This window comes from Streptomyces sp. NPDC031474, from assembly GCF_055581185.1.
The window spans coordinates 73232-99244 of record NZ_JBVIJX010000016.1 but is presented as its reverse complement, the minus strand read 5'-3'; the positions used below and the strand labels follow the sequence as shown (position 1 = coordinate 99244).

Genomic DNA, 26013 nt, shown 5'->3' with positions numbered 1-26013 from the left:
ATGGATTTCGCACTCTCCCCGAGGGCCGATGAACTCCGCTCGCGCATGGCCGCGTTCATGCAGGAGTACGTCCTGCCCGCCGAGCCCGACTACGACCGGCAGCTCGCCGATGCCGCCGACCACCACGAACTACCGCCTGTGATGCGGGAGTTGAAGGAGAAGGCACGTGCCGAGGGTCTGTGGAACCTCTTCCTCGCACACGGCGACTGGGGCGCCGGCCTCAGCAACCTGGAGTACGCGCCGCTGGCCGAGCTGGCAGGACGGTCGGTGATCGGACCGGAGGTGTTCAACTGCTCCGCCCCCGACACCGGCAACATGGAGCTGCTCGCCCTCTTCGGCACCCCCGAGCAGCAGGACCGCTGGCTGCGACCGCTGCTGGCCGCCGAGATCCGGTCCTGCTTCGCCATGACCGAGCCCGAGGTCGCCAGCTCCGACGCGCGCAACATCCGCACCCGCATCACCCGTGACGGCGGCGAGTACGTCGTCGACGGCCACAAGTGGTACACCTCCGGGATCCTCGACCCGGACTGCCGGCTGATCATCCTGATGGGGGTCACCGACCCGGACGCGCCGACGTACCGGCAGCAGAGCATGCTCCTGATCCCACGCGACACCCCGGGCATCACGATCCTCCGCGATCTGCCGATGTTCGGCTACACCGACCGCTGCGGCCACGGCGACGTGCTCTTCGAGAACGTCCGCGTGCCGGTCTCGGCGCTGCTGGGCGGCGAAGGCGACGGATTCGCCCTGGCACAGGGGCGGTTGGGGCCCGGGCGTATGCACTACGCCATGCGGGCGGTCGGATTCGCCGAACGGGCACTGGAGCTGATGTGCCGCCGGACCCTGACCCGCACCGCCTTCGGCGGCCCGCTCGCCGAACGGGGCGTCGTGCGGGAGTGGATCGCCCGCAGCCGCATCGAGATCGAGCAACTGCGGTTGCTGGTCCTCAAGTCGGCCTGGCTGATGGACACCTCGGGCAACGCGGCGGCACGCACCGAGGTCGCCGCGATCAAGGTGGCCGCGCTGGAGGTCGCCCACCACGTCGTCGACCGGGCGGTCCAGGCCCACGGGGCGGCCGGGGTCAGCGACGACACCGTACTGGCCCGGCTGTACGCCATCACCCGGGCGCTACGGATCGCGGACGGCCCGGACGAGGTGCACCTGCGGACGGTCGCGCGGCGTGAACTGGCCAAGTACCCGAAGGAGTCGGCGTGAACGCACAGGAACTGGGCGGACGGGTCGCCGTGATCACCGGCGGCTCCAGGGGCATCGGACTCGGCATCGCCAAGGCCTACCGGGAGGCGGGCGCCCATGTCGTCATCGCCGCCCGGAAGGCCGACGGCCTGGCCGCGGCGCGCGAGGAGCTGCTGCGGGTCAAGGGGGACGGCGAGATCCACGAGGTGGTCGCCAACGCCGGGAACCCCGAGGACGCCGAGCGCTGCGTCCAGGAGACCGTGTCCCGCTTCGGCAGGCTCGACGTCCTGGTCAACAACGCGGCCACCAACCCGTACCTGGGCGACCTTCTCGACCTCGACCTGCCGCGCGCGGAGAAGACCGTACGGGTCAACCAGTACGCCATGGTCGCCTGGACCCGGTACGCCTGGGGCGCGTGGATACGGGAGCACGGGGGAGCGGTCGTCAACATCGCGTCCGTCGGCGGACTGATCGTCGACCCGCACATCGGCTGGTACAACGCCACCAAAGCGGCCATGCTCCACATGACCCGCCAACTCGCCTACGAACTCGGTCCGATGGCCCGCGTGAACGCGATCGCGCCCGGCCTGATCAAGACCGAGCTGGCCCGGGCCGTCTGGGAGCCGAGGGAGGCGATCCTGATCGCGAAGCTGCCGCTGCGCCGACTCGGGACCGTGGAGGACGTGGCGCACGCCGCGCTCTTCCTGGCATCGGAGGCATCGTCCTGGATGACGGGGCAGACCCTGGTCCTGGACGGCGGCGCGACCGTACTACCGATCGGGGTGGAGGGATGAGCACCGCCGTGGGGGACCCGGTGGCGGAGCTGTTCTCGCTGCGCGGGCGGACCGCCGTGGTCACCGGGGCGTCGTCCGGGCTCGGAGCCCGGTTCGCCACGGTGCTCGCGTCGGCCGGCGCCACCGTCCTGGCCGCCGCCCGGCGCTCGGACCGGCTCAAGGAGCTCGCCGGCGACGACCCGCGCATCCATCCGGTCGTCTGCGACGTCTCGCGGGCGCAGGACCGTGCCCGGCTGATGAGGACGGCGCTCGACGAGAGCGGCCGGATCGACGTCCTCGTCAACAACGCCGGCGCGCCCGGCGCAGTACGCGCCGAGGACGAGAGCGCCGAGGATTTCGCCCGCGTACTGGACGTGAACCTGGTGGCGCCCTTCCACCTCGCGCGGCTGTTGGCCGAGGCGCCGTCGTCCGGCCGCATGCGAGCGGTGGTGAACGTCTCGTCCGTACTCGCACTGGTCTCCGGCGCGCCCCTCGGCGGCGCGGCCTATGCCGCGTCCAAGGCCGGACTCGTCGGACTCACCCGGGAACTTGCCGGACAGTGGGGAAGGTCGGGGGTGCGGGTCAACGCGCTCGCGCCCGGCTGGTTCCGCTCCGAGATGACCGACGGGCTGTTCGCCGACGAGCGCTCCCGGCGCTGGGTCGATCGCGGCACGATGCTGGGGCGCGGCGGCGAGCCGGGCGAACTGGACGGGGCCCTGCTCTATCTGGCCTCGGACGCGTCCTCGTACTGCACCGGGCACGTGCTCACCGTGGACGGCGGGTGGACGGCGCGATGAGGGTCACGGTCGAGGTCGACGGGGACGGGCTGGCGCGGGTCGAGCTGTGTCGCGGGTCGGGCAACGCCATCGACCTGGCGATGGCCCGGGCACTGCTGGACGCCGCCGGGGAATGCGAGACGGCACGGGCCCGGGCGGTGCTGCTCACCGCGCGGGGACCGTCCTTCTGCGTCGGCGGCGATCTGAAGGAGTTCGCCGCGCTGCCCGCAGAACGCCTGGCAGGACATCTCACCGAGGTCACCGACTCGCTCCACGGGGCGCTGCGGATCCTCGCCGGGCTGGACGCTGTGCTCGTGGTCGCCGTACGGGGGGCCGTCGCGGGCGCCGGGCTGGGGCTCGTGGCGGCGGCGGACGTGAGCCTGGCGGCGACCGACGCGAGCTTCACGGCCGCTTACACCGCCGTCGGGTACACGCCGGACGCCGGGGTCAGCTGGTCGCTGCCCCGGCTCGTCGGGCCGCGGCGGGCCCTGGACCTGTTGCTGACCAATCGGCGCGTGACGGCCGCCGAGGCCCTGCGGATGGGCCTGGTGAGCCGGGTCGTCGCACCGGAGCGGCTGAACGAGGAAGCCGCGCAGGCCGCGGGCGTGCTGGCGCGCGGAGCGACGGCGGCGTACGGGGCGACCCGGCGGCTGGTCGGTGGGGCGCTCTGCGCCGGCCTCGACGAACACCTCGACGCGGAGGCCCGCCGGCTGGCCGCCGCCGCGGTGTCCGCGGAGGGCCGGGAGGGCGTGGCGGCATTCCTCGCCGGCCGCCGACCCGACTTCCCGCGACCCGACTTCACGCGACCCGACTTCGCGGGGCCTGGCTCCGCGCGGCCGGACGACAGATGACCGGGAGCCGGCCGGCCTGCGATTCGTAGCCGACTTGAACTTGGGTCTACTCTCGGACGACCGGACGGTGATCGGCGCCGGCCGTGAGGGAGAGGGAGAGATGATGGCAAGGGCGCGGATCGTGGATCCGGAGGAGGGGCCCAGGTCGAAGCGCGGCGCGATCCTCGTGGCCGCCGTGGAGCGGTTCGGGGAGGACGGCTACGAGAACACCAAGTGGTCGGAGGTGGCCGACCGCGTCGGCATCGGGCAGACCGCCCTCTACCACTACTTCGAATCCAAGGCCCACTGTCTGCTCACCATCATGCGCCTGGAACTCCAGCGCTCCCACGACCAGTTCGTCGAGGCCACGGGCGGCGCGTCGGAACCGGTGGAGGAACTGCGCGCGGCGGTCCGTGCCGCCTTCGCGGTCACCGACCAGGAGATCCGCCAGATGCGCATCCTGCAGGCCAACATGTCCCTGCTCGCCAACCCGCGCAAGTCCAAGCGCGAGGAGACCGAGCGCGTCGCGGCCCGCCAACTGGTCCAGATGGTCGAGCGGGACTGGACGAGCCTGCTGATGCGCGGCATGGCGAAGGGCGCCTTCCCCGTCCGTGACGCGCACACTCTGGGCCTCGCCGTGCTCGGCATGATCGTCAGTGTCTGGCGGTGGTACCGCCCGACCGGAGCGATTCCCCTGACGGAGATCAGCGACACCATCGAGGGGTGCGTCGTGCGGATGGTCGCGCAGTAGCCCCTCGGTCCGGCTGCGGACCGGCCCCGTCCGGCGACGTCCCGCCCCTTGTCGCCGTCGGGGCGGCTGCCTTACAGTCAAACTGAACTGAACTCAGGTTGTTTCATGGCGCTGAGGGAGAGCGATCGGCGATGGTGCTTCGCGAATACATGGCCAGAATGGACGGCCAGGACCCGGAAAAGGCCCTCGAACTCCTGGAACCCGGCTTCCGGTTCCTCATCGCCCTCCCGGGCGGTCAACACAGCGGTGCGTCCCGTGCGGACTTCGCCGCCTACATCGCCGGTCGCGACGCCGTGGACCGCAGGCACGAGATCGTGCGGTACAGCGTCGACAAGGACGTCGAGACGGCGTACGGCTTCGTCGTCGACCAGGGTGTGACCACGGGCGCCTTCCTGTCCGCCGTACAGGTCTCACCCGCCGGGCTGATGGCCCGCTACCAGTCCTTCTTCACTCCCGACTTCGACCTCGTGGACCGGCCGTGAGCGCGCCCGCCACCTCGGCCGCCCCGTTCCTGACCACCTGGTTCGGGATCCTGGACGGTGACGACGCGGACCGCATCCTCGACCTGATCAGCGACGACTTCTCCTTCTCCATCCTGTTCTCCACCGGGGGCGCGGCCGGCACCGACTTCCACGGCGGCCGGGCCGAGATGGAGGGCTACCTCGCCCAGCGCGAGGTCGGCGTCCGCACCCACCACCTGCTCACCGCCTCCACCGTCGGCCGGGACGAGCTCTACCTCGGCGAGGTGCGCAGATCGGGCGTACCGGAAGCGACCTTCGTGGCGTCGGCCCGGCTCGACGACGGCGGAAGGGTACGGCGGCTGCTGATCGGGCGCTCGCCCGCGGTCCTGTTCACCTGAGGCCATGCGTTGCCCGAGGAGGCGCGATGTACAACCTCGTCCTGCTGGCCGCCCGGCCGCCCGAGTGGACCCACGAGCGGTTCATCGCGTGGTGGCGCGGCGAACACGCAGAACTCACCCGGCGCCTGCCCGGACTCAGGTCCTGGCGGCACACCGACATCGACGCGGCCCTCGAACCGCGCTCGGAGGGCTGGGACGGCCTCTCCGTGCTGAGCTTCGACACTGCCGAGGACCTGCGCAAGGCCCTGCAGAGCGCGGAGTGGGCGGCCGCCGTCGCACAGGTGGGCGACATGCGCGGCCGCCGGATCGCCGTCATGGGCGGCGAGACGGAGATGTACGACAGCTGAACGGTGGATCTTGCCACCCCCTTCGTGACGAGGCTTCGCAAAGAGGCGAGGAACGGATGCGACAGACAGTGCGGGAGTTCTACGAGCGGTCCGAACGTGACGACTTCACAGCCGTCGTCGACGACCACGGACGCCACGGTGCACGCGATCTCCTACAGCGGGCAACCGACCTGGCCGAGGCGATGGCCCCGGACGGCACGCCGGGCGGCACCGCGCTCCTCCAGGCCGACAACTCGTGGCGGACCGTCGCCGCGACCCTCGCCGTCGGGCTGACCGGCGGTGTCCTGGCGCTGGTGAACCGGCACACGACCCGGGCCGAGTTCGCCGCCGCCCTGGAGGACATCCGGCCGGACGTCCTGATCGCCGAACCGTCCGCGATCGAGGAGTGGGGGGCTGCCCGTGGTCTGCCGGACGCGCGGACGGCCGAGGCCCTGGACGGCTGGACGGTCCGCGCCGGCCGCGGCCCGCGCGATGTCTCCCGCTGGTCCGGCGGCACCGTCATCGGCCTCACCTCCGGCTCCACCGGGCGCCCCAAGGGCGTCGTCCAGTCCGAGAGCGCCCTGCGGTACGCGTGCTCTTGCACGATCGACGTCAACGGCCTGCGCGAGGGGGACGCCGTGGCCGCCGTCGTTCCGCTCTCCTCGACCGCCGCCTACTGCTTCGGGGTGTGTCTCGCGTTCATGCTGGGCGGACCGCTCGTCCTGTCCGGCCGCTGGGACCGCGAGGAAGCACTCGCGCGGATGGCCGCCCACGACGTCCGGTGGACCATGTGCGTGCCGACCATGGCCCTGCAGATGGGCTCCGCCGCGGCCGGCTCGAAGGTGCTCGACAAGGTCCGCTCGATCACCGTCGGCGGCGGCCCCATGGATCGCGGAGCCCTCGCCCGGGCCGAACGCTCCCTGGGGACGACGATCCTGCGCGTCTTCGGCATGTCCGAGTGCCTCGGACACACCTCCCCCCGCCCCGACGACCCGGAGGAGATCCGCCTCGGCCACGACGGACGGCCCTTCCCCGGCACCGACCTCAGGGCCGTCGCCGCCGACGGCACCGTCCTCGGGCCCGGCACGACCGGCCGCGCCCAGGTCCGCGGCCCCTCCCTCTTCCTCGGCTACGCCCGCGACGGCAAGGTCGAGCCGCCGGCCCTCACCCCGGACGGCTTCTTCCCCACCGGCGACCTGCTGGTGACCGGCGAGGACGGCACGGTCACCGTCATGGGCCGGGAGAAGGACGTCATCATCCGCGGCGGACGCAACCTGGACATCACCGAGATCGAGCGCGCCGTCGCCGCCCATCCGGCGGTCGCCCGCGCCTGCGTGACCCCCGTACCGGACCCGCTCCTCGGCGAACGCGCCGCCGTGCTCGTCGTGGTCGAGGACGGCAGCGGCCGACTCGGCCTCGACGAGATCACCGCACACCTCGCCCGGACCGGGCTGTCCAAGGCCAAGTGGCCCGAATTCGCTTTCACGGTCGGCGAGTTGCCACAGACGACCGTCGGCAAGCTCGACCGGTCGGGAGCCCGCAGACTCGCCCACGACCTGCACGCGGGGCTCACCGTTCACCCCGAACAGCACCGGCAAGGAGATGCATGACCACCCCCACGACCCGCACCCCCCGTTTCGACCGCGGCCGTTGGGCGCGGCCCGGACCCGAGACGGTACGACCCGGCGTCCACCGCATTCCGCTCCCGCTGCCGGACGACGGACTGCGCGCCGTCAACGTCTACGCGCTGGAAGGCCTGACGCAGGGGCTGGTCCTGATCGACGGCGGATGGTCGATTCCCGAGTCCCGCAAGGCACTTGAGGACGCGCTGGGCGAACTGGGCCACGATCTGGGCGAGATCACCGATGTCCTGGTGACCCACATCCACCGCGACCACTACACCCAGGCCGTCGAACTGCGCAGGCTGCTGGGCTCGCGGGTCCATCTCGGCGCGGGCGAGCGGCGTGGTCTGGAACTCCTGGGAGAGCTGCGCACGGACGAGCCGACCGCCTCGCTCGACACACTCCGCCGGGCCGGGGCCCACGACCTCGCCGAGCGCGTCGCCGCGATGTACGACGGCGACTTCGACGCCGCCGTCTGGGAGGCGCCGGACCGCTGGCTGACCGCGGAGGAACTCCACTTCGGGGACACGCGGTTGACCGTCGTTCCGACGCCCGGACACACCCAGGGGCATGTCGTCTACCTCGACCAGGCGCGGGGCCTGCTGTTCTCCGGGGACCACGTCCTGCCGCACATCACCCCGTCCATCGGCTTCGAACTCGGCGGCCCCGCCCTGCCGTTGGGTGACTACCTAGACTCACTGCACCTGATGACCACCCTCTCCGACGCGCGTTTGCTGCCCGCGCACGGCCCGGTCGGCGACAGCGTGCACGCCCGGGTCGGCGAACTCCTGGCACACCACGACGACCGGCTCGCCGACACGCTGGCCGCCCTCGGCGAGCGTGCCCGCACCGCGTACGAGGTGGCGGGGGAGTTGGGCTGGACCCGGCGCAGGGTCGCCTTCGCGGACCTCGGGCCCTTCGACCAGATGCTCGCAGTCAACGAGACGGCGGCCCACCTGGATGTCCTCGCCGCCCGCGGACGGGCCGGGCGCACACAGACCGACGGGGTCCACTGGTACACAGCCATGGCCGGTTAGGGCTCCGGCCCGAAGCCCTTACGGGGTGCGGCGCGGCGGACGGCGGTCTGAGGGCTCACGGCCTCACGGCCTCACCGCGCCGTCCAGCCTCCGTCGACGTAGAGCTCGGAGCCGGTCATGAAGCTTGCGTCGTCGGAGGCGAGGAAGGCCACGGCGGCCGCCACCTCCTCAGGTGTGCCGAGCCGGCCGAGCGGCGTGCCCTCGACCATCGCGGTCAACCGGGGTGTGCCGCGCCACAGTTGACGGGAGCGGGGTGTCTCGATGAAACCGGGGTGCAGGGAGTTCACCCGGACTTGGCGCTTCGCCCAGTGCAGCGCGGCGTTCTTGGTCATCAGACGTACGGCGCCCTTGGCCGCGTGGTAGGAGAACTGGGCGCCGAAGCCGCCGACCGTGCCGAAGATCGACGCGACGTTGACGATCGAGCCGCCGCCGGAGCGCTCGATGGACGGGCCGCCGTACTTCATGCCGAGCCAGACACCGGTCTGGGTCACGCCGAGGACCTGCTCCCAGGACTCCATGGTCTCGGTCTCGACCGTGTGCATCGTGGCGATCCCCGCGTTGTTGACCAGTACGGACAGATCGCCGAGTGCGGCGGTCGCCGTGGCGACGACCTCGCGCCAGGCCTCCTCGTCCGAGACGTCCAGGGCGAGCCCCAGGGCACCGCCCCCGACCTCCTGGGCGAGCTTCTCGCAGCGATCGGCGTCGAGATCGGTCACCACGACCGCCGCGCCCTCGGCCGCCAGCCGTCGTACGACGGCGTCACCGATGCCTCCCGTGGCACCGGTCACCAGCGCGGTCTTCCCCGCCAGCCTCGACTGCATCGGATCCCCTCACGTGTTGCCGGTCCTGGGTGCTTTCGGATGCTCCTCAGTCCCGTACGCCGAGCCAGGCCAGAGCGCCGCCGTCGATCACGTACGACGATCCCGTGATGAACGCGGCGTCGTCGCAGGCCAGGAAGCACGCCAGCCTCGCGACCTCCTCCGGGCGTCCGAGCCGCTCCACCAACTGCGGTGCGGTGAGCTCGTGTTCCATGGCGGCACGGTCCCCGGCGGCGAAGAAGTCCTGGGCGAGCGGTGTGTCGATGACCCCGGGGCAGAGACAGTTGCAGCGCACCGGTGCCAGGTCGACCGCGGTGACCTTGGTCAGATGAACGACGCCGGCCTTGGTGACTCCGTAGGCGGGGGCGTTGGGGAAGCCGGTGAGGCCGGAGACGGAGGCGGTGTTGACGATGGCGGGCCCGCGCGTCGAGCGGCGCAGATGCGGCGCGGCGAACTTCGTCGTCAGCCACACCGCCTTGAGGTTGACCTCGTAGACCGCGTCCCATACGTCCTCGGAGAGCGAGTCGACGCCGCGGTCCGGTTCGGTCGTGAACGCGGTCTCGATCACCCCGGCGTTGTTGACCAGGACGTCGAGCCCGTCGAAGTGCTCCGCGGTACGCGCGACCATCTCGGCGATGCTGTCGCGGACGCGCAGATCGCAGACGATCGCCTCGGCCCGCGCCCCGGCGGCGCGCACCAGCTCCGCGGTCTCGGCGGCGGTCTTCTCGTTCCGGTCGGCGACGGCCACCGCGGACGCGCCCTGCCGGGCCGTCTCCACGGCGATCGCCCGCCCGATGCCCTGCCCCGCACCGGTGACGAGCACGGTCCTGCCGTCCAGGGAACCCCTCATGTGTCTGCTCCCGAGTGCATGTCGCGACACCTGAATTGAATTGGCTTCACTTTGGTCGAGTCTAGATTCGCGAGGCGAGGGGGACAAGGCTCCGATAGATACTGAACCCAGTTCTGGTCAGTTCTGGGAAGATCGGTTCGGGGGGCCAATTTGAACAACCTGTAGGCTGGTCGTATGGGTCGTACACGGTGGCTGAACGATGAGGAGAAGCGCGCCTGGAGTGCCTTCACCAACGCGCACGCGCTGCTGTACCGCCGACTGGAACAGCGGCTCAAGCGCGACTTCGGTCTCTCCGGGTTGCAGTACGAGATCCTCGCCCGGCTCAGCGGCGCCCCCGACAGGGAACTGCGGATGGCCGAGCTGGCCGGCGCCCTGGTCAACTCCAAGAGCGGGCTGACCTATCAGATCGGCCAGATGGAGAAGTCCGGTCTGGTGCGTCGTCGTTCGTGCCCGAGTGACGAACGCGCGGTCTTCGCCGTACTCACCGACACGGGCATGGCGCTGCTCGAGCGGGCGGCGCCCGGTCATGTGGAGCTGGTCAGGGAACTGCTCTTCGACGCGCTCACCCCCGAGCAGGTAGGGGCCCTCGCCGACGGCCTCGGTGAAGCGAGCCGTCGTATGACTGCGGGACCCGCCGAGGCGAGCGCTCCCGCGGCCGACGACACCACCTGCTCGGATTCGCTCAACGGAGCCACGGCCGACCTCGGCGCCTGAGACGCCCCGGCTGCGTCATCGTCCACGATCGTGACGAAAGCCGGCTGTTCCTGACGGCATCGCGAGCCGAGTCGCGTCGGCACGCCGCAGTGGACCAGGTCATGACGGTGTGGGCCAACCTTCCTCCGGCCCACGCCTGTGTGGTGCCTGCGGGCGCGTGCTTGACGGTACATCCCCCCCGAACGGCGGTGAGGCACTTCTCGGCCATCGCGGTCCGCTCCAGCGGCTCATACGCGAACCAGTCGAAAAGCAGGTCAGAGCGAGTTCAAGTCGGCGCAGGCTCAGTGTGGGTCGGCTCGCGTGCGTGGGGTTGTGGCCGCGGGGTCGGTGCCCGGGCGGGGAGGGGTGGGGGCGGCGCCGGGGCGGCCGAGGCCTCCGTTGAGCCAGGCGGCGGCGAGTTCTGCCCGGGAGCGGGAGCCGGTGCGCTGGAACAGTCGTGTCAGGCGCTGTTCCACGGTCTTTTGACTGCAGGCGAGTTCTGTGGCGATCTGCCGGTTGGTCGCGCCGTCACTGACCATGCGCACCAGTCTGATGTCGAGTTCGGTCAGCTTCGCCTGGTCGTGGCGGAGTCTCGGTATGGGGATTTCGCGTCGCCGTGCGGCACGGGTGACGGCGGTGCGGAAGGGGCGTCCCAGGCCGAGGGTGTGGGCGTTGTGCATGGCCTCGGTCAGCCGGCGCCGGGGGTCGTCGGCGATGTGTGTCAGGAGGAGGCCGGAGACGACGCTCAGGTGGACGTCGCCTCGGCGCTGGATCGACCGGTGGGCAATCAGTGCGCTGTCGGCGTCCTCGTGGGCGATGCCGCGTGCGATGAGGAGGACCTCGTGGGTCATGGGTGTGACTGCCTCCTCGTGCAGGGTTTCCAGTTCTTCCATGGCCTGCTGGACTGTCTGCGGCCGGTCGTGAAGGGCGGCGAGCGACAGGATGCGCAGCAGCAGCCGTTCGACACCGGCCAGCAGGCCGCTCTTGCGTGCCTGCTGCGCGTCGTGCCAGGCCTCCTCGAACGCCTCCTCCGTTCGGCCCGACCAGTACCGGACGGCCAGCCGCGCCCGCGCGGCCAGGGGGTGAGTGAGGGTGTCGGGGACCAGGCCGAGCCACGCTGTCGCGTGTGCGATCTCCCCGCGCGTGCAGTGGATCTCTGCGGCCAGCGCCCGCGGCAGGTGCGGGACGCCCGCCGTGCCGTGGGTGCGGCTGCGTACTTCGATGCGGCGGGCGGCTGCCAGCGCGGCGTCCCAGTTCCCCGCCAGGTAGTCGCGCACCATGCCCCGGTACTGGACGGCGATGCCGTCGGGCGCCGCGGTGTACCGGTCGCCGAGGACGGCGGCGAGCGCGCCGGCCAGGTCTGCGTAGGCGGCGGCGTGGCGCAGCCGGTCCAGTGCCTGGTCAGTGATGGCGTCCGGGGACAGGTTCTGTCGTGCTCGGCTCAGTTCGGTGTGGCTGCCCACGGCGGCGGCCACCAAGCGCAGTTCACCGGGTGAGGGCAACGGTGTGGGCAGTGTGGGCCGGTGCCCGGGATCGGTGTCCGGGGTAAAGGGGATCACCGTTGTCGGCCGTGGCGTCCCTGAAGTGGGGCCTGGTTACCGCGCTCTCCTTGACGGCGCTCAGCTTCGTGGCCCGCCGACGGCTGTCCGCCTTCCGGCCCGTCGGCATCCTATTCGTCGTGACCTGCGCGTTCCTGAGTGTCCTGCCGGTGGTGTGGCTGGTGCCGTTCGCGACAAAAGCGGTCAACTCAGGGGTGAGCACGGTGACCGTCGTGTTCGTCACGATCAGCTCCATACTGACCATCGTGTGCCTCCCCTCCGACCTGCTCGACGAGATCACGGGCGCCGAAGTGCTCCTGCGCTCCCGATGGCGCAGGGCCGGAGCGACGGTGCGCCCTCGTCCGGCCGGATTCGCGCCGATGGTCTCCGTGCAGCTCCCGATCCACGCCGAGCCGCCCGAGGTGGTCATAGACACGCTCGACGCGCTGAGCCGGCTCGACTACCCCGACTACGAAGTGATCGTCATCGACAACAACACCATGGACGAAAGCCTCTGGTGGCCCGTGGAAGAGCATTGCGCCCGGCTGGGACCGCGGTTCCGGTTCCTGCACGTGGAGGGGATCACCGGCGCGAAGGCCGGCGCGCTGAACTGGGCACGGCCCCACATCGACCCTCGCGCGGAAGTGGTGGGCGTGGTCGACGCCGACTACATCGTCGAACCGAACTGGCTGGCGAACACCGTGGGGTACTTCGAAGACCGCGAGACAGGCTTCGTGCAGTGCCCTCACGCCTATCGCGACTACGAGTCGTCGGCCTTCACCAGGATCGCCAACGCGGAGTACGCCCTTTTCTTCGCCGCACACATGGTCGCGCTCGACGAGAACGGGGCAGGCCTCACCGTCGGCACGATGTCCGCCATCCGCCTGGCCGCCCTCGACAAGGCCGGCGGGTGGGCGGAATGGTGCCTGACCGAGGGCTCCGAGCTCGCCATCCGCATCCACTCGAGTGGGTACAAGTCGGTCTACCTCAAGCACCCGCACGGCCGGGGGCTCGTGCCGGAGACCTGGAACGGATACAAGAAGCAGCGGTTCCGCTGGACCTACGGTCCGGTGCAGGAGATCCGCGCCCATGCGCACATGTTCCGCCCCGGGGCGGGGCGGACCTCCTCGCACCTGAATGCCGCGCAGCGGATACACCACGCCAACCACGGTCTGATAAACGCCCTCCGCGGCATCCGGTTCGCCGGGCTGGCGGTGCCCCCGGCCATGCTGCTGTCCATGATCGCGCACGATGACGTGTGGCCGGTGCCGGTGACCTGGTACGTGCCGTTCCTCTTTGTGATGGCGGGCAGGCGGCTGCTGCAGTGGACGGTGTACCGCAAGGTCATGGGCTTCACCGCACGCGAATTCGCCGGAGCCGTCATGGCCCAGCGCGCTCTCTTCTACGTGATCGGGAAAGCGGCGCTCATCGCGATGTTGAACCGGCCGGCCAGGTGGAACAGGACCTGCAAGTTCCGCCGACTGCAATCCAGGATCCAGGTGTTCAACAGCGCCGGTGCGGAGACCGTCCTCGCCGTGCTCTTCCTCGGCTTCGCCGTCCTGGCGGTCACCGCGCTGCCCTTCGGCGTCGTCTCGGTGGCCATGGCACTCACCCTCCTGTACCAGGCGATCAGCTTCAGCGCGGCACCTGCGCTGTCGTACCTGGCGGAGCGCGAGATACGCAAGCACCAGGCGCCCGCACGCGTCCCCGAGCCGGTGTGACCTGACCGAACGGGCGAGCCCCCGGCCGCAGGGCGGTTGCTCGGGGGCTCGCGCGGACAAGTCGTAGCCGCTACCGCTACCGCTACCGCTACCGCTTCACGAACCGGACGAAGGCCACGCCGGTGAGGCGCCGAAGACGAGGATGCCGACGGCCGGGTCCGTCCACATGGCCGTCGCTCGCATCGTGAGGTGGCTATGCCGTCACTGCACCAGCCTCGGCTTCCAGTACGTTGAGAAGAGCCAGCGCGTCGGCGCTGGGGGATCCTGGCGGCGCGCTGTAGAGCACGAGGTGCTGGTCGCGGTCCGTGAGCTTGAGCGAGTCGCAGTCGACGGTGAGTTCCCCGACGACCGGGTGACGGAAGGTCTTCGTGAGCATCGGGGCGGCCTGCACGTCATGCCGCTCCCAGAGCCGGGCGAAGTCGGGGCCGGCGTTGCGGAGTTCGTCCACGAGGCCGGCCACCGCGGGATCCGTCGGGTAGCGGGCGAGGGCGGCGCGCAGTTCCATGACCACCTGGTGGCGAAACTCGGCGGCGTCGGAGATCCCGTACAGCGTCGTATCGCCGCGTTCCGGCCCCAGGAAGGCCCGGCGCGCGAGATTGCGGTCTTCGGGGGTCCGCTGGGCGAAGTCCTCCATGAGCGCGGCCGCGAGGGCGTTCCACGCGAGGACCTCGAACGCGGCGGACATCACGAAGGCGGCCGTCTGCGGCAGCCGTTCGAGAAGCGCGAGGATGCTCGGGCGGACGTCGCGCCGGTGCAGCCGACGACGGGTCGGCGCGGTACCCGCGAGAACGTGGAGATGGTCGCACTCGGCGTCGGTGAGCCGCAGCGCGCCCGCGATCCCGGCGAGGACTTCGCCCGACGGCCTGGGCGCCCTGCCCTGCTCTAGCCGGACGTAGTACTCCGTGGAGATGTGCGCGAGGACCGCGGCCTCCTCGCGGCGCAGCCCCGGTGTCCGGCGTCGTGGTCCGGAGGAAAGGCCGACGTCCTCCGGCCGCAGCCGCTCGCGACGGCTACGGAGGAACGCCCCGAACTCCTGCTTGTCCATACCCCAAGTCTGCACGCTGCGCGGCGAGGGATCCTGGTACAGCTTGTGCCTCCATCCGGTCTGGGACCGGTCTGACACTGGCGTCATGACGAACAACACCGACAGCGCACCCATCGGCCTGCTCACCGGCAAGGTCGTGTTCATCACCGGCGCCAGCCGCGGCATCGGGGCGGCCGCGGCCCGGCTTTTCGCCTCCGAGGGCGCCGCCGTCGTGCTCGCCGCCCGCAGCACCGACGCCCTCGACCGCATCGTCACCGAGATCCGCGCCGACGGCGGCGTCGCCGACGCCGTCCCCCTGGACCTCGCCGACCGGATCAGCATCCGCGCCGCCGTCGACCGCGTCGAAAAGCTGCACGGACGACTAGACGGCGCCTTCAACAACGGCGCGGTGCCCCAGCAGCAGTTCGGCCCGGTCGACACCACCAGCGACGAGGACATCGACGAGCAGTTCGCCGTCAACTTCCGCGCGCACTGGACCGCCATGACCGCCGAGGCCGCCCTCATGCGGCAGGGCGGCGGCGGAGCGATCGTCAACACCTCCAGCATCGGCAGCCGCCGCGCGAACCCCGCCCTGCCCGCATACGGCGCCATGAAGCGCGCGCTCAACAGCCTCACCGAGACCGCCGCGGTGAACTGGGCCGGTGACCGAATCCGGGTCAACGGCATCACCCCCGGCGGCACTTCAACGGAGATGATCGACACCTGGGAGACGGCGACTCCCGGCATCGTCGAGCAGATGACCGCAACGATCCCGCTCCGTCGGATGGCCGAGCCCCGCCAGATCGCCGAGGCGGCCGCGTGGCTGCTCAGCGACCGGGCCTCGTACGTGACCGGCGCGATCCTGCCGGTCGACGGCGGCGCCGGCGCCTGACAGGAACGCCGGCCTTCGCTCCGATGCTCTTCCGTGCCTGTTGGTGAACCGGGGTCCACGGATGGCTGAGGGGGCGGTGTGTTTCGTTCTCACGGCGTCGGGCCGGTCTGTGGTCTTGCGGTGGGTGCGGCGCGGCCGTAGCGGGCGGCGAGGTCGGCGAATGCCGTGGCGAGTTGGGGTGGGCCGATGACTTCGATGTCGGCGTCGAAGCGGCCGAGGGCGGCGGCAAGTCCCGTCCATGACCACGAGCCGAGGGTGAGCCGGCAGTGCTGGGGGCCGAGTTCCTCGACGGTTGCGTCCTGGGCGAAGGGCGCGACGTCGGCGGCCGGGAGGTGGAGGACGACTTCGCCTTGGCAGGGCCAGTCGGTGGTGGTGCCGTCGTTGCCGCGGAATCGGCTGGTGACGAAAGTGGAGACGCTGCCGCCGGGGAGTTCGCGCGGGGTGAAGCGGGGGCCGGTGGGTGTGCGGGGCCGGATGCGGTCGACGCGGAAGGTGCGCCAGTCCTCGCGGTCGAGGTCCCAGGCCACGAGATACCAGCAGTGCCGCCAGCTGACGAGGTGGTGGGGCTGCACGCGGCGGGGGTCATCGGCTGAGGCGGCCGGGCCTGGCGGGTAGTCGAAGCGCAGTTCCTCGCGGGCGTGAATGGCGCGGCTCAACTCCAGCAGGACCTGAGCGTCCACTTCAGGGGTGTCGCAGGCCGTGGGCGCGGGGACGGCGATGATGCGCAGCAGGTCGATGCGGTGACGCAGGCGCGGTGGCATGACCTGACGGAGGGTCGCCAGGGCACGGGCGGCGTCTTCGGCGACGGTGGTGCCGGCGGCCGCGGTCTGCAGCGCGACGGCCAGGGCGACGGCCTGGCCGTCGTCGAACAGCATGGGCGGCAGCTGAGCGCCGGCCTCCAGGCAGTAGCCGCCGCCCGGTCCTTTGACCGTCCTGATCAGGTAGCCGAGTTCGCGCAGGCGGTCGATGTCACGGCGCACGGTGCGCGAGGTGACGGCGAGACGCCCGGCGAGATCGTCGCCGGACCAGTCCCGGTGCGTCTGAAGCAGCGAGAGCAGCGAGAGCAGCCGGGAGGACGTTTTCTGCATGGGATCCATCTTCACCGAAGTACAGGACCCATCCTGTCCGCTACCTCCGCCATCGTGGCCTTCGAGCCGTTCGGGAGCGCATCGCTCCTGGTCACGGCCGCCGCATCGGGCCTGGACGGCCGACGGCGCATTCACCACTCGATCGAGGCAAGGAGCAGCCATGTCCGTCACGACCACCACTCACCTGAACTTCCGGGGCACCGCGCGGGAGGCGCTGGACTTCTACCAGTCCGTCTTCGGCGGACGTACCGTCGCCATCACCTACAAGGACGCGGGCGCCGTGCAGAACGAGAGCGAGGCGGACTGGGTGATGTGGGGCGAGGTGGCCGGCGACAACGGCTTCCATGTCATGGCCTACGACGTCCCCTCGCAACTGCCCTGGAACCAGGGCGAGAACCCGTTCTTCGTCTCCGTACGCGGTGACGACGCCGCGGAGATCAGCGCCCTGTGGGGCAAGCTCGCCGACGACTCCACCATCGTCCGTCCGCTGGAGCCCGCGCAGTGGGCGCCGCTGTACGGGATGCTCACCGACCGCTTCGGCGTGACCTGGGTCCTGGACGTCACCACCCCGTACGACAGCTGAGTCCGCTGGCCGCGATCCACGGACAACGGATCGCGGCCAGCGCTTCGAGCAGCTCCCCGCGGGCTATTCGCCCGGGAAGCAGCACGAACTCAAGGAGCGGCAGACGCCGTCGCCCCTGGCTCAGCGGAGTATCAGAAATTGCCGCAATCACATGCAATGCGTAGGTTTGCACCGCTATGCGCTGCATGTAGCGACATGCGGCGCCCCCTCCTCACCCTTTGGGGCCCACATGACGATGCTGCTGATCCAGGGGTCGTTCCATGCTCTCCACGCCCAGCCGGACGGGGACTCCCTCCACTTCACCCCGGACGACCCGACCGAGTGGGGCCTCCTCCACGGCACCCACCCGGTCCAGCACAACCACCTGGGCAGCAACCAACTACGGCTCGACGCCATCGACGCCCTGGAAACCCACTACGGCACCGCGCCGCGGGTGCACCAGCCCCTGGAGTTCGCGCACGCCGCATCAGCAGAACTGCTCAAGTGGCTCGGTTTCAAGAAGGTGCAGCGCGACCCGGACGAGACCGTCACCGCAGCGACACCCGACGAGGTACCCGGTTTCATCCTCACCAGGGGCGCCGACCTCTACGGCCGCTGCATCGCCCTGGTCGGCAAGGGCAAGGCCCCGAAGGCCAGCGGATCGTGGGTCAACGTCGACGTGGCACTGCTGCGGAAAACGGCCAACCACCACCTGCTGGCCACCGGCCTGGCCTACCCCACGTACTACCGCAACCTCTTCCCCGACCTGCGCAACGAACTGACCGACGTGGCCCACAAGGCGCAGAAGGGCGGCAAGGGGCTGTGGCCGCAGGACGTGACCACCAAGGGCGCGAAGGTCAACGGGATGACGTCGATCACCGACCAGGTGGTGATCCTGCCCAAGCTGTTCCGCCGCCTCGTCGACTACCTGCGCCTCGGCGACCCGTCGCTGACCGGGTTCCCCGCCTTCCTCGCCCAGAAGCAGGATCGCTTCTTCATCCTGTCCACCGGCCACGCCACCATCGGCCTGGACTACGTCGTCAAGATCACCAACGGGCACACCGTCCGGATGACGCACCCCGCCGAAGACCTCGTCTTCGACGAGGGATGACGGCGGGCGGCCGACCCGCTGTCAGCGTGGGCCAGTTCGTGGCGACTTCGCCCGTGGGTGGACGCCGCGCGCGGCGACGTCACCGCCGCCGTGCACCAGTTGGCTGCTCGAGACCGGGCGCATCCGGCCCGACGCTCAGATCAGCCACCTCGGGGCCCGCACCCGGCGCCCCCGCTGACAGCGCGGGGGACAGCGCCACCCACACAGGCGGTCAGCGGTCAGTGGTCAGCGGCTTCGGGCTGCGTCTCGGCCTCGGACGTAGTGGTCGGCTCGGGTGCGGGGGCGCTGTAGAAGACGGACTTGCCCTGCTTGCTGCGCTCAGCCTGGCTCTTGGCCACGAGCCCCTCGAGGGTGACCCGCACGACCTTGGTCGCGATCTGGCGCTCGGGGTGTGCCTGGCCGAGCGCCGCAGAGATCTCCGCGGCGGAGCGCGGTTCCTTCAGCTCGGTAAGGTGGCGGCGAATGAGCTCGACCAGGGTGGGCTGGGCCCCCTTCGTGACAGTCGCCGTCTCGGGCGCGGGCTTCTTGGCTGCTGCCTCTCCCGGCGTGGCGCCGGGCTGTCGTGTGCTCCGCTTCCCGCCGCGCGCGGCACCGGCCTTCCGCCGGGGAGCGGGCACCGCGGCGCTCTCGGACTCTTCCGCAGGCTCGGCCGAGGCTTCGGCGATGCCGAGCGCCTGCCGCATGTTCACCAGCACGCCGTGGTCGTGCTGCAGGGCGGTGAGCTGTCCCTGCAGCAAGGCGATTTCCGCCGTGATGCGTTCCTGCTCCTTGACGTTGCGTTCGAGATCACCGGTCACCTGAGCGACGTACTGCGATGTCAGTTCGGTGACGGGGGTTGTTGTCTCGGGCATGGATGCTGACCTTTCCTCGGCGAATGACCGTGCTACGGGGCTGCACCGATGAGGGTGAGGCCCCTCTTGGGCGAGATACCGGCGCCCGGTAGGGACGCGGCATGTGCCGCAAGATGCCTTGGCGTACAGATGGTACGGACAAACAGCGCTGTTTGTTCCAGCCCTGGGATGTCCTCTCTTGCCCGGAGCCGGTCTCAGGACTGTCATCATGCACGGTGCCCGACGGGTGACGGCGCCCGCCAGCCAGTGAACGATGCCGGACGGCCGGGTGCAGCGGACCCGTGGATGTCGGTCCGTGTGCAGCAGGAGCAGGATACGAGCCCGGGATTCCGGCCGACCGGATTCACCTGTTCGAGGCGGGTGAAGGGTCGGGACGGTGATGGGCAAGACGTCAGCACGGAGACCGTGTTCGTTCGCCGGCCCGCTGGGAGGGCAGGGCGCCCGGTGTGCCCACTGCTCGTCGGTCAGCAGGCGCATGCGTCCGCTCGTGGTCGCCGAGGCCGGTAGGCGGTGGCCAGCACGGAAACGGTGACCTGATCGGGCAGGAGGCCGTCATCGTAGAGGTCTGCACGGCTTACGTGGCGTGCGCTCGGCGTCATCACCACCAGGTCCAGGGCATCCGGCCCGGCCAGGGTCGCGCGGTACTCCACCTGTTCGGTGACGGCTGCCTCGAAGTAGGGATCCAGCGCCCGGTGCAGGCGCTGTTCCTTGGCCGGGTCGATCGTGACCATCGCAGACACCCGGCCGCGCAACTCGGCCAGGTGCCGGCTGGTGGGACGGACCACGATCAACCGGCCGGTCGGGCGCAGCACGCGGTGGAACTCCGCCGGGTTGCGCGGGGCGAACACGTTCAGCACGACGTCGGCCACTCCATCGGCCAGCGGGAAGGGACGGAAGACGTCCCAGGCAACCGCGGCGGCCCGGTCGTGGGCTCGGGCTGCCGAGCGCAAGGCACGTACCGATGTGTCCAGGCCCAGACCACGGGCGCCGGGCAGTTGGTCGAGTACGCCGGCCAAGTAGTAGCCCGTGCCGCATCCCACGTCCACAACCGTGGCCCGTTCGGCCATGGCGCCGGCCGCCAGGCGGGCCCCGACTTCGCGGATGGGCGTGTAGGCGCCGGTGGACAGGAATCGGTCCCGGGCCTGGACCATGGCTGCGTCGTCGCCGCTGGTGGCGCGGGTGCCCGTCAGCAGGCCGGCGTAGCCGTGGCGGGCGATGTCGAAGGTGTGGCCCACCGGGCAGCGCAGTGCGCCGCGGTCGGGGTGCAGGTGGGGCGTGCGGCACGTCGGGCAGCACAGCAGGTCGAGGGACAGTTCGAGGGCAGGGGGAAGCGACACGGGCACGAGGCACTCCTGGCAAGGGCGAAGGGAAGAGACCGTGCCTGCACGCGCGCTCAGAACGTCACTGCCTCAGGAAGGAACGGGCAGCGTAGGGAATGAGGTTCACGCAGCAGGCACACCAAGGAGGGCGACGCCGTCCGGCATCGCCCTCAACACCTTCCGATCACAGGAAGCAGCAGTGCGGGGTGCTCATGAATGCCATGTCATGAGTTTACGAGCATGGGCGAAGCCCGTCCCATAGGGCCATAGGGCCATAGGGCCATCTCCATCGGTCGGCCCCGCAGCGGGCCTGACGGAGCAGTCATCAGCGGCGACCTCTACCGGCCGGCAGGCAGGCATGGTTTGGCCAACCGCACCCCGTGGGTCTGAACTCGCCGTGACGCGCGTACTTCCGCCGGGGCCGACCATCTCCGGCCCCGGCCGCCCCACCGTCACCCCACCCGCTCCCCCTCGGACTCAACTCCCCGATCTGGCGCCCTTCGCCCCTGCCGCTGCGCCGGTGTCAGGGCACCGGCGAGGCCCTCCTGCTCGTCCGGACGCAGGCACTCGATCAGGTAGTGGCCGGTGTCGGGGGAACGGGTCACGCCGTGGGTCTCGCTGCCGAAGCCCGGGAAATGGCGGTCGAAGGACTCCAGGGCGCTGAGGTAGCGCAGGAGAGGGCCCTCTTCCTCGCCGACGCTCTCGCCCGGCATGAGGACCGGGATGCCGGGCGGCGTCACCGTGACCATCGCCGCCGCGATGCGGCCCGGTGCGTCCCTCAGACGGATCCGTTCCGTGCCGCCACGGATCAGGCTCTGATAGCACGCCTGGGGCGGGGCGACCGGCTGCGGGAGTTGCTGGAAGGCCGTGTCGAGCAGTTCGACCAGACGGGCCTCGCGCAAGTGATCGTGCATCTCCTGGCACAGGTCGCGCAGCGTCAGTCCGGCGTAGCGCCGTGGGTGCTCGGCGATCAGCGCGGGCAGCACCCGCTCCAGCGGGGCGTCGCCGTCGTAGAGCTCCTTGAAGTCCATCAGGGCGTCCAGCAGCGTGCCCCACTTGCCCTTGGTGATGCCCATGGAGAACAGCACCAGCGCGGTGTAGCTGTCGGTCTTCTCCACGACGATGCCACGCGTGGTCAGATAGGCGGTGAGCACCCGCGCCGGGACGCCCCAGTCGGACATCACACCGGTCGCGCCGAGCCCCGGGCAGGTCAGGGTGACCTTGATCGGGTCGAGCATGCAGTAGCCGTCGGTCAGACCGGGGAAGCCGTGCCAGTCCGCGTCGGGTGCGAGGTGCCAGCAGGACGGCTCGGTCCGCAGCAGGTCCGCCGGAGCCTCGTCGAACGGCAGCCGCGCCCCGCTCGCAGGGTCAGTCACCTCGCCCGGCTGCCACACCCCGAAGAACCAGGGCGGCCGGTCCCCGGCGGCCTCGATCCGCCGCCCGATCCGCACCATCTCCTGGCGGAACCGGACCGCCTCCGTCACCGCCTCGTCGACCAGCCACCGCCCCTGCGGACCGTCCATCATCGCCGTGGCCACGTCCAACGAGGCGATCATCGGATACAGCGGCGACGTCGTGCCGTGCATCATCAGCGCCTCGTTGAACCGCTCATGCTCCACCGGCGCCCGCGGCGCGGACCGGACGTGCACCATGGCGCCCTGGGACAACGCGGCCAGCAGCTTGTGGGTGGACTGGGTCGCGAAGACCGTCGGCCGGTCGGGGCCGGGGAAGGCATCCTCGTCCACCGACATTCCGTAGCGCCCCGCGTAGAGCGGATGGAAGCGGGCGTATGCGAACCACGCCTCGTCGAAGTGCAGCCGGGGTGCGCCGGCCGCGAAGGCCCGGGCCGCCGTCACCGCGTCGTAACACAGCCCGTCGTACGTGGAGTTGGTGAACACCGCGTACTGGGCACGCGAGGACACCGCGTCCTGTGTGAGGGAGCTCTCCGCGATCCGCGCCGCCACCGAGTCCGCCGCGATCTCGGCCGGCGGCAGCGGTCCGGCGAGGCCGTAGCCGTTGCGGGTGGGCACCAGGTACACCGGCCGGGCGCCGGAGACGACCAAGCCGTGCAGCACCGACTTGTGGCAGTTGCGGTCCACCAGGGCGATCTCGTCGCGGGTCACGCTGAAGTGGCCGACCAGACGGTTGCAGGTGGAGTCGCCGTGCAGGACGAAGTACGTGTGGTCGGAGCCGAAGACCCGCGCGGCGTTGCGCTCCGCCTCGCCGATCGGGCCGGTGTGCTCGAACAGCGAGCCGAGCTCCTCCACCGAGATCGACAGGTCGCTGCGCAGCAGCCGCTCCCCGAAGTAGTCGTGGAACGCCCGGCCCACGGGCGACTTGAGGAAGGCGACACCGCCGGAGTGCGCCGGGGTGTGCCATGAGTACTCGTGCGCGTCCTCGAAGCGCCGCAGCGCCTTGAAGAACGGCGGCAGCAGGGCGTCCTGATAGGCGCGCGCGGCGGTGGTGATGCGCCCCGCGATGAACGCCGGCGTGTCCTCCAGCGGCCACACATAGCCCACCACCGACTGCGACACCCACAGCGGCAGCTCACGCAGCCCCTCGTCCGCCATGACCAGGAACACCGGCAGGTTTTGGAACCGGTGCCCGATCCGGCGCAGCACCGTAGCGCCGCCCGGCCCGTCCTCGGCTCGGGGCGGAAGGTCCCAGGCGACCACCGCTGCGGCCAAACCGGCCTCCGTCCTGAGCACCGCCTCGGCGTCACCGGCGCTCACCACCCACCGGACCGGTAAGCCGCGCGCCCGGATACCCTCGGCGATGCGCGCCAACTGCTCAGCGGCGGCGCCCCCGTCCTCCGGATGTTCCGCCACCGCCACCAGAACCGTGCCCTCGGCCATACCGTCCCCCTTCCCCGGTGGCCCGCGCCACCCCCGACCAGTGTTCGCGGACTCCGCACGCACGATCGGCCGACAGCCGGCCAAACCACCCCATCGGCGCACAGCCCGGACCGCTCGTTGACGTGACAACAGAGGTTCGCAGGGGAGGGGGAGAGCCGGCCAAAGGCCCGGCCGCTGCGGGATCCGGACCGCTGAACCGGCCGACCCTCTTCTTCACCGGCCGACGGCGTGGAACGCGGACGTACGCCGCACGCGGGCTCTTCCCGTGCCCACCGCGCGGGTGCTCCTTCGTGTACGCCGTGCGGCTAGCGCTCGTGGACGGTGTAGGTCAGGTGGGTCACCCGCTGCGTCGGCTCCGCGCGGACCGGCTCCAAGGCCACGCGGCCCGCGTCCACGCCCTCGAACAGGGGGATTCCGGAGCCGAACAGCACGGGTGACAGGCCGATCGTGAACTCGTCGATCAGGCCGGCGTTCACGTACTCCAGGATCGTTGCGCCGCCGCCCGCGATGCGGACGTCCCGGTCGCCGGCGGCCTCGCGGGCCTGGTCGAGCGCGGGCTCGATGCCGTCGTTGACGAAGTGAAAGGTGGTCCCGCCCGGCCGCTCCCAGGGGTCACGCTTCTCGTGCGTCACGATGAAGACCGGGGTGTGGAACGGCGCCTCCTCCGGCCACGCCTGCTCGCCGAGGTCGAACATGCGCTTGCCCATCACACTCGCGCCGGTGCGCTCGAACGTCTCGCGCACGATGTCGTTCTCGCGCCCTTCCTCGCCGCCCTCGCCGAGCTTCAGGTTCTCCCGGAAGAACCGCTGCGGGAATATCCACTGCTGCAGCTCCATCCACAGCGCCATCCAGCGCTGCGCACCCGGGTCGTCCCCGCGCTCCTCGGGCGCGACGAACCCGTCCAGCGACATCGTCACGCTGAAGAAAACCTTCCCGGCCATCAGTCCTCACCTCCCTTCCGAACGATGTCGGCGACGTAGGCAGCCAGATTGCTCAGTGTCTGCCGGCCGCCCTCGATCGCGTGGTACTTCTCGACCGCTTCGTCGCGCAGTTCCCTGGTGGGGAACACCGTGCGCATCTCGATCCGGGTGGCCGCGCCGTCGGGCGCGAACGTCAAGACCGACTCGAAGGCGTTCGGGTCGTCGCGGGACTCACCGTGGAGCAGCGCGATCCGCTCCGGCGGGGCGATCTCGGTCCAGGAGATCCACTCCTGGTAGTCCGTCCCGTCCGGTCCGTGCATGACGAAGTCCCACACCCCGCCGACGCGGAACTCGAACGCCCGCGTGGTGGTGGTGAACCCCTCCGGTCCCCACCACCGCGACAGGTGCCGCACCTCGGTGAACGCCTCGAACACCAGCTTCCGTGGGGCACTGATGACCCGGGAGATCACGATCTCGCGGTCGGCCGCCGCGGACTGTGCCGCCGCTCCTTGTCCCGTCGCGCTCATCGGCTACTCCTCCTGACTTGCCTGCTTGAGGTCCTGGACGTACTCGTCCAGCCGGTCGAAGCTCTCGTTCCAGAACCGCTCGAACCCGCCGGTCCACTCGTGAACCGGTCGCAGCCCGCGGGCGTCAAGGCCGTACAGGCGTTGCTTGCCTGCTTTGCGGTCCCGCACCAGTCCGACCTCGCGGAGCACCCGCAGGTGTTTGGATGCCCCCGGCTGGGTCATCCCCAGCTCCTGGGCCAATTCGGTCACCGGCCGCTCGCCCGCCCGCAGCAGCATCAGGATCTCCCGGCGCTGCGGCTCGGCGATCGCGTTGAAGACGTCCGACGTCGTCGCTGCTCGTGCCATGGGACCATCGTATTCCGATATGGGCATACGTCAACCCGAGAGGAATCAGGCGGGTCCGGACCGATGACGAGGGTGACCTTTGTGAGCGGCGGCGGAAACACGTATCCCGGAGACGGCAGATGTACAGCCGGAGTCGAGGACAGGGCGATCAGCTGCAGTGAGGGACTGAGCTGCGACGATCAGAATATGATCAGCCATGAGTTCCGCTTCGAGTGCCGACGCCACGCTGATCGTGGCGTGCTCGAAGTCGTCCCGTGTATCGACGCGATCCCACTCACGGGAGCACAACCCATCGGCTCGGCACGGGAAGGAAGCAGTCGTGTTTGACTACATGACGGGACTACGTCCCGAACAAGCCGCACTTTGGGCCGCGCTGGTCGAGGAGTCCCGGCCAGTCCTCGAGCGCGATGGAATGGAGGCGGTCCAAGCCCTCCTGGTCGAGCGCGGCATGAGCATCATCCAGGCGATCGTCATCACCCGGGCACTACTGGGGAATGCGGAGACACCCCTACAAGTCGCCATCGAAGTCGTGGCCACGAGCAAGGCTCGGCAGCACTAATCTGAGAGTTCGGCATCCACCGGCGCCTGCCCCAGCTGTCACCGTGACGTACCCACGGCGATACCAACCTGACCAAGCATTACTGGTGTTGGATTCCTCGAGCGGCGTATACGTATCGGCGTCGTAGGAGACGGGTTGGCGGTTGCCTCTTTGACATCGCGTGCCTGCTGCC

The 26013-nt window shown here is 70.4% G+C and carries 27 protein-coding genes; 16 read left to right on the top strand and 11 right to left on the bottom strand.

Going from position 1 to position 26013, the window contains the following annotated elements:
• The 10 genes from ACZ5SK_RS32030 (at position 1) to ACZ5SK_RS31985 (ending at position 8168) form a co-directional block, all read left to right on the top strand.
• Positions 1-1215 (top strand): acyl-CoA dehydrogenase family protein, encoded by a 1215-nt coding sequence (locus ACZ5SK_RS32030; protein ID WP_361703792.1) that lies wholly within the window; start codon positions 1-3, stop codon positions 1213-1215.
• The gene (locus ACZ5SK_RS32025) at positions 1212-1988 is read left to right on the top strand and encodes an SDR family oxidoreductase (protein ID WP_334574235.1); all 777 of its coding nucleotides are present in this window, start codon (positions 1212-1214) and stop codon (positions 1986-1988) included. Before ACZ5SK_RS32030 ends, ACZ5SK_RS32025 begins: the two co-directional genes overlap by 4 nt.
• On the top strand, positions 1985-2764 hold the full coding sequence (locus ACZ5SK_RS32020; RefSeq protein WP_361703788.1) for an SDR family NAD(P)-dependent oxidoreductase: 780 nt from the start codon (positions 1985-1987) through the stop codon (positions 2762-2764). Before ACZ5SK_RS32025 ends, ACZ5SK_RS32020 begins: the two co-directional genes overlap by 4 nt.
• The gene (locus tag ACZ5SK_RS32015; protein WP_361703786.1) at positions 2761-3594 is read left to right on the top strand and encodes an enoyl-CoA hydratase/isomerase family protein; all 834 of its coding nucleotides are present in this window, start codon (positions 2761-2763) and stop codon (positions 3592-3594) included. Before ACZ5SK_RS32020 ends, ACZ5SK_RS32015 begins: the two co-directional genes overlap by 4 nt.
• A 100-nt stretch (positions 3595-3694) precedes the next feature.
• Positions 3695-4324 carry a TetR/AcrR family transcriptional regulator gene (locus ACZ5SK_RS32010; protein WP_361703783.1) on the top strand — a complete coding sequence of 210 codons (630 nt, stop codon included), beginning with the start codon at positions 3695-3697 and terminating at the stop codon, positions 4322-4324.
• 131 nt (positions 4325-4455) lie between these two features.
• Positions 4456-4806 (top strand): nuclear transport factor 2 family protein, encoded by a 351-nt coding sequence (locus tag ACZ5SK_RS32005; RefSeq protein ID WP_361703780.1) that lies wholly within the window; start codon positions 4456-4458, stop codon positions 4804-4806.
• Positions 4803-5183, top strand: a complete 381-nt coding sequence (locus ACZ5SK_RS32000; RefSeq protein WP_361703777.1) for a hypothetical protein — start codon at positions 4803-4805, stop codon at positions 5181-5183. The genes ACZ5SK_RS32005 and ACZ5SK_RS32000 overlap by 4 nt, the downstream gene beginning before the upstream one ends.
• Positions 5184-5209: 26 nt before the next feature.
• A complete protein-coding gene (locus ACZ5SK_RS31995) occupies positions 5210-5530 on the top strand; it encodes an EthD family reductase (protein WP_334574223.1) in 321 nt (106 codons plus the stop codon).
• 56 nt (positions 5531-5586) lie between these two features.
• Complete coding sequence (locus ACZ5SK_RS31990) at positions 5587-7119, top strand: class I adenylate-forming enzyme family protein (protein ID WP_361703774.1); 1533 nt, start codon at positions 5587-5589, stop codon at positions 7117-7119.
• Positions 7116-8168, top strand: a complete 1053-nt coding sequence (locus tag ACZ5SK_RS31985; protein WP_361703771.1) for an MBL fold metallo-hydrolase — start codon at positions 7116-7118, stop codon at positions 8166-8168. Before ACZ5SK_RS31990 ends, ACZ5SK_RS31985 begins: the two co-directional genes overlap by 4 nt.
• 71 nt (positions 8169-8239) lie before the next feature.
• Here ACZ5SK_RS31985 and ACZ5SK_RS31980 read toward each other — a convergent pair whose 3' ends face one another.
• Together ACZ5SK_RS31980 and ACZ5SK_RS31975 are read right to left on the bottom strand one after the other, a co-directional pair.
• Positions 8240-8989, bottom strand: a complete 750-nt coding sequence (locus ACZ5SK_RS31980) for an SDR family NAD(P)-dependent oxidoreductase (protein ID WP_334574217.1) — start codon at positions 8987-8989, stop codon at positions 8240-8242.
• 46 nt (positions 8990-9035) lie between these two features.
• Positions 9036-9836 carry an SDR family NAD(P)-dependent oxidoreductase gene (locus tag ACZ5SK_RS31975; RefSeq protein ID WP_361703767.1) on the bottom strand — a complete coding sequence of 267 codons (801 nt, stop codon included), beginning with the start codon at positions 9834-9836 and terminating at the stop codon, positions 9036-9038.
• 174 nt (positions 9837-10010) lie between these two features.
• On the opposite strand from ACZ5SK_RS31975, the gene ACZ5SK_RS31970 reads away from it, so the two are divergent.
• Entirely contained in the window at positions 10011-10550 is a 540-nt protein-coding gene (locus ACZ5SK_RS31970; protein ID WP_334574213.1) for a MarR family winged helix-turn-helix transcriptional regulator, read from the top strand.
• A 281-nt stretch (positions 10551-10831) separates the two neighbouring features.
• Here the strand turns inward: ACZ5SK_RS31970 and ACZ5SK_RS31965 are convergent, their stop codons facing one another.
• The gene (locus ACZ5SK_RS31965; RefSeq protein WP_361703764.1) at positions 10832-12031 is read right to left on the bottom strand and encodes a helix-turn-helix transcriptional regulator; all 1200 of its coding nucleotides are present in this window, start codon (positions 12029-12031) and stop codon (positions 10832-10834) included.
• Positions 12032-12099: 68 nt separating this feature from the next.
• On the opposite strand from ACZ5SK_RS31965, the gene ACZ5SK_RS31960 reads away from it, so the two are divergent.
• Entirely contained in the window at positions 12100-13788 is a 1689-nt protein-coding gene (locus ACZ5SK_RS31960) for a glycosyltransferase (RefSeq protein ID WP_468576765.1), read from the top strand.
• 193 nt (positions 13789-13981) lie between these two features.
• On the opposite strand, the gene ACZ5SK_RS31955 is transcribed toward ACZ5SK_RS31960, so the two are convergent.
• On the bottom strand, positions 13982-14833 hold the full coding sequence (locus ACZ5SK_RS31955) for a helix-turn-helix transcriptional regulator (protein WP_334574207.1): 852 nt from the start codon (positions 14831-14833) through the stop codon (positions 13982-13984).
• Positions 14834-14918: 85 nt separating this feature from the next.
• Here ACZ5SK_RS31955 and ACZ5SK_RS31950 point away from each other — a divergent pair, with 85 nt between their 5' ends.
• The gene (locus ACZ5SK_RS31950) at positions 14919-15704 is read left to right on the top strand and encodes an SDR family NAD(P)-dependent oxidoreductase (protein WP_457494839.1); all 786 of its coding nucleotides are present in this window, start codon (positions 14919-14921) and stop codon (positions 15702-15704) included.
• An 89-nt stretch (positions 15705-15793) separates the two neighbouring features.
• Here ACZ5SK_RS31950 and ACZ5SK_RS31945 read toward each other — a convergent pair whose 3' ends face one another.
• Positions 15794-16792, bottom strand: coding sequence for a helix-turn-helix transcriptional regulator (locus tag ACZ5SK_RS31945; protein WP_468576764.1), 999 nt, complete (start codon positions 16790-16792; stop codon positions 15794-15796).
• A 160-nt stretch (positions 16793-16952) separates the two neighbouring features.
• Here ACZ5SK_RS31945 and ACZ5SK_RS31940 point away from each other — a divergent pair, with 160 nt between their 5' ends.
• Positions 16953-17375: a VOC family protein gene (locus ACZ5SK_RS31940; RefSeq protein WP_334574202.1), complete on the top strand. Its 423-nt coding sequence runs from the start codon at positions 16953-16955 to the stop codon at positions 17373-17375.
• 229 nt (positions 17376-17604) lie between these two features.
• Entirely contained in the window at positions 17605-18465 is an 861-nt protein-coding gene (locus ACZ5SK_RS31935) for a thermonuclease family protein (protein ID WP_334574200.1), read from the top strand.
• Between the two features lie 218 nt (positions 18466-18683).
• Here ACZ5SK_RS31935 and ACZ5SK_RS31930 read toward each other — a convergent pair whose 3' ends face one another.
• The 6 genes from ACZ5SK_RS31930 to ACZ5SK_RS31905 form a co-directional block, all read right to left on the bottom strand.
• Entirely contained in the window at positions 18684-19316 is a 633-nt protein-coding gene (locus ACZ5SK_RS31930; protein ID WP_334574199.1) for a hypothetical protein, read from the bottom strand.
• 464 nt (positions 19317-19780) lie between these two features.
• Entirely contained in the window at positions 19781-20659 is an 879-nt protein-coding gene (locus tag ACZ5SK_RS31925) for a methyltransferase domain-containing protein (protein ID WP_334574198.1), read from the bottom strand.
• A gap of 428 nt (positions 20660-21087) precedes the next feature.
• The gene (locus tag ACZ5SK_RS31920; RefSeq protein WP_468157389.1) at positions 21088-23490 is read right to left on the bottom strand and encodes an Orn/Lys/Arg family decarboxylase; all 2403 of its coding nucleotides are present in this window, start codon (positions 23488-23490) and stop codon (positions 21088-21090) included.
• Positions 23491-23795: 305 nt separating this feature from the next.
• Entirely contained in the window at positions 23796-24431 is a 636-nt protein-coding gene (locus ACZ5SK_RS31915; protein ID WP_334574195.1) for a dihydrofolate reductase family protein, read from the bottom strand.
• A complete protein-coding gene (locus ACZ5SK_RS31910; protein ID WP_334574193.1) occupies positions 24431-24937 on the bottom strand; it encodes an SRPBCC family protein in 507 nt (168 codons plus the stop codon). Before ACZ5SK_RS31910 ends, ACZ5SK_RS31915 begins: the two co-directional genes overlap by 1 nt.
• Positions 24938-24940: 3 nt before the next feature.
• Positions 24941-25282, bottom strand: a complete 342-nt coding sequence (locus tag ACZ5SK_RS31905; protein ID WP_334574191.1) for an ArsR/SmtB family transcription factor — start codon at positions 25280-25282, stop codon at positions 24941-24943.
• Positions 25283-25601: 319 nt separating this feature from the next.
• On the opposite strand from ACZ5SK_RS31905, the gene ACZ5SK_RS31900 reads away from it, so the two are divergent.
• Positions 25602-25841, top strand: coding sequence for a hypothetical protein (locus ACZ5SK_RS31900; RefSeq protein WP_468576763.1), 240 nt, complete (start codon positions 25602-25604; stop codon positions 25839-25841).
• The last annotated feature ends 172 nt before the right edge of the window (positions 25842-26013 follow it).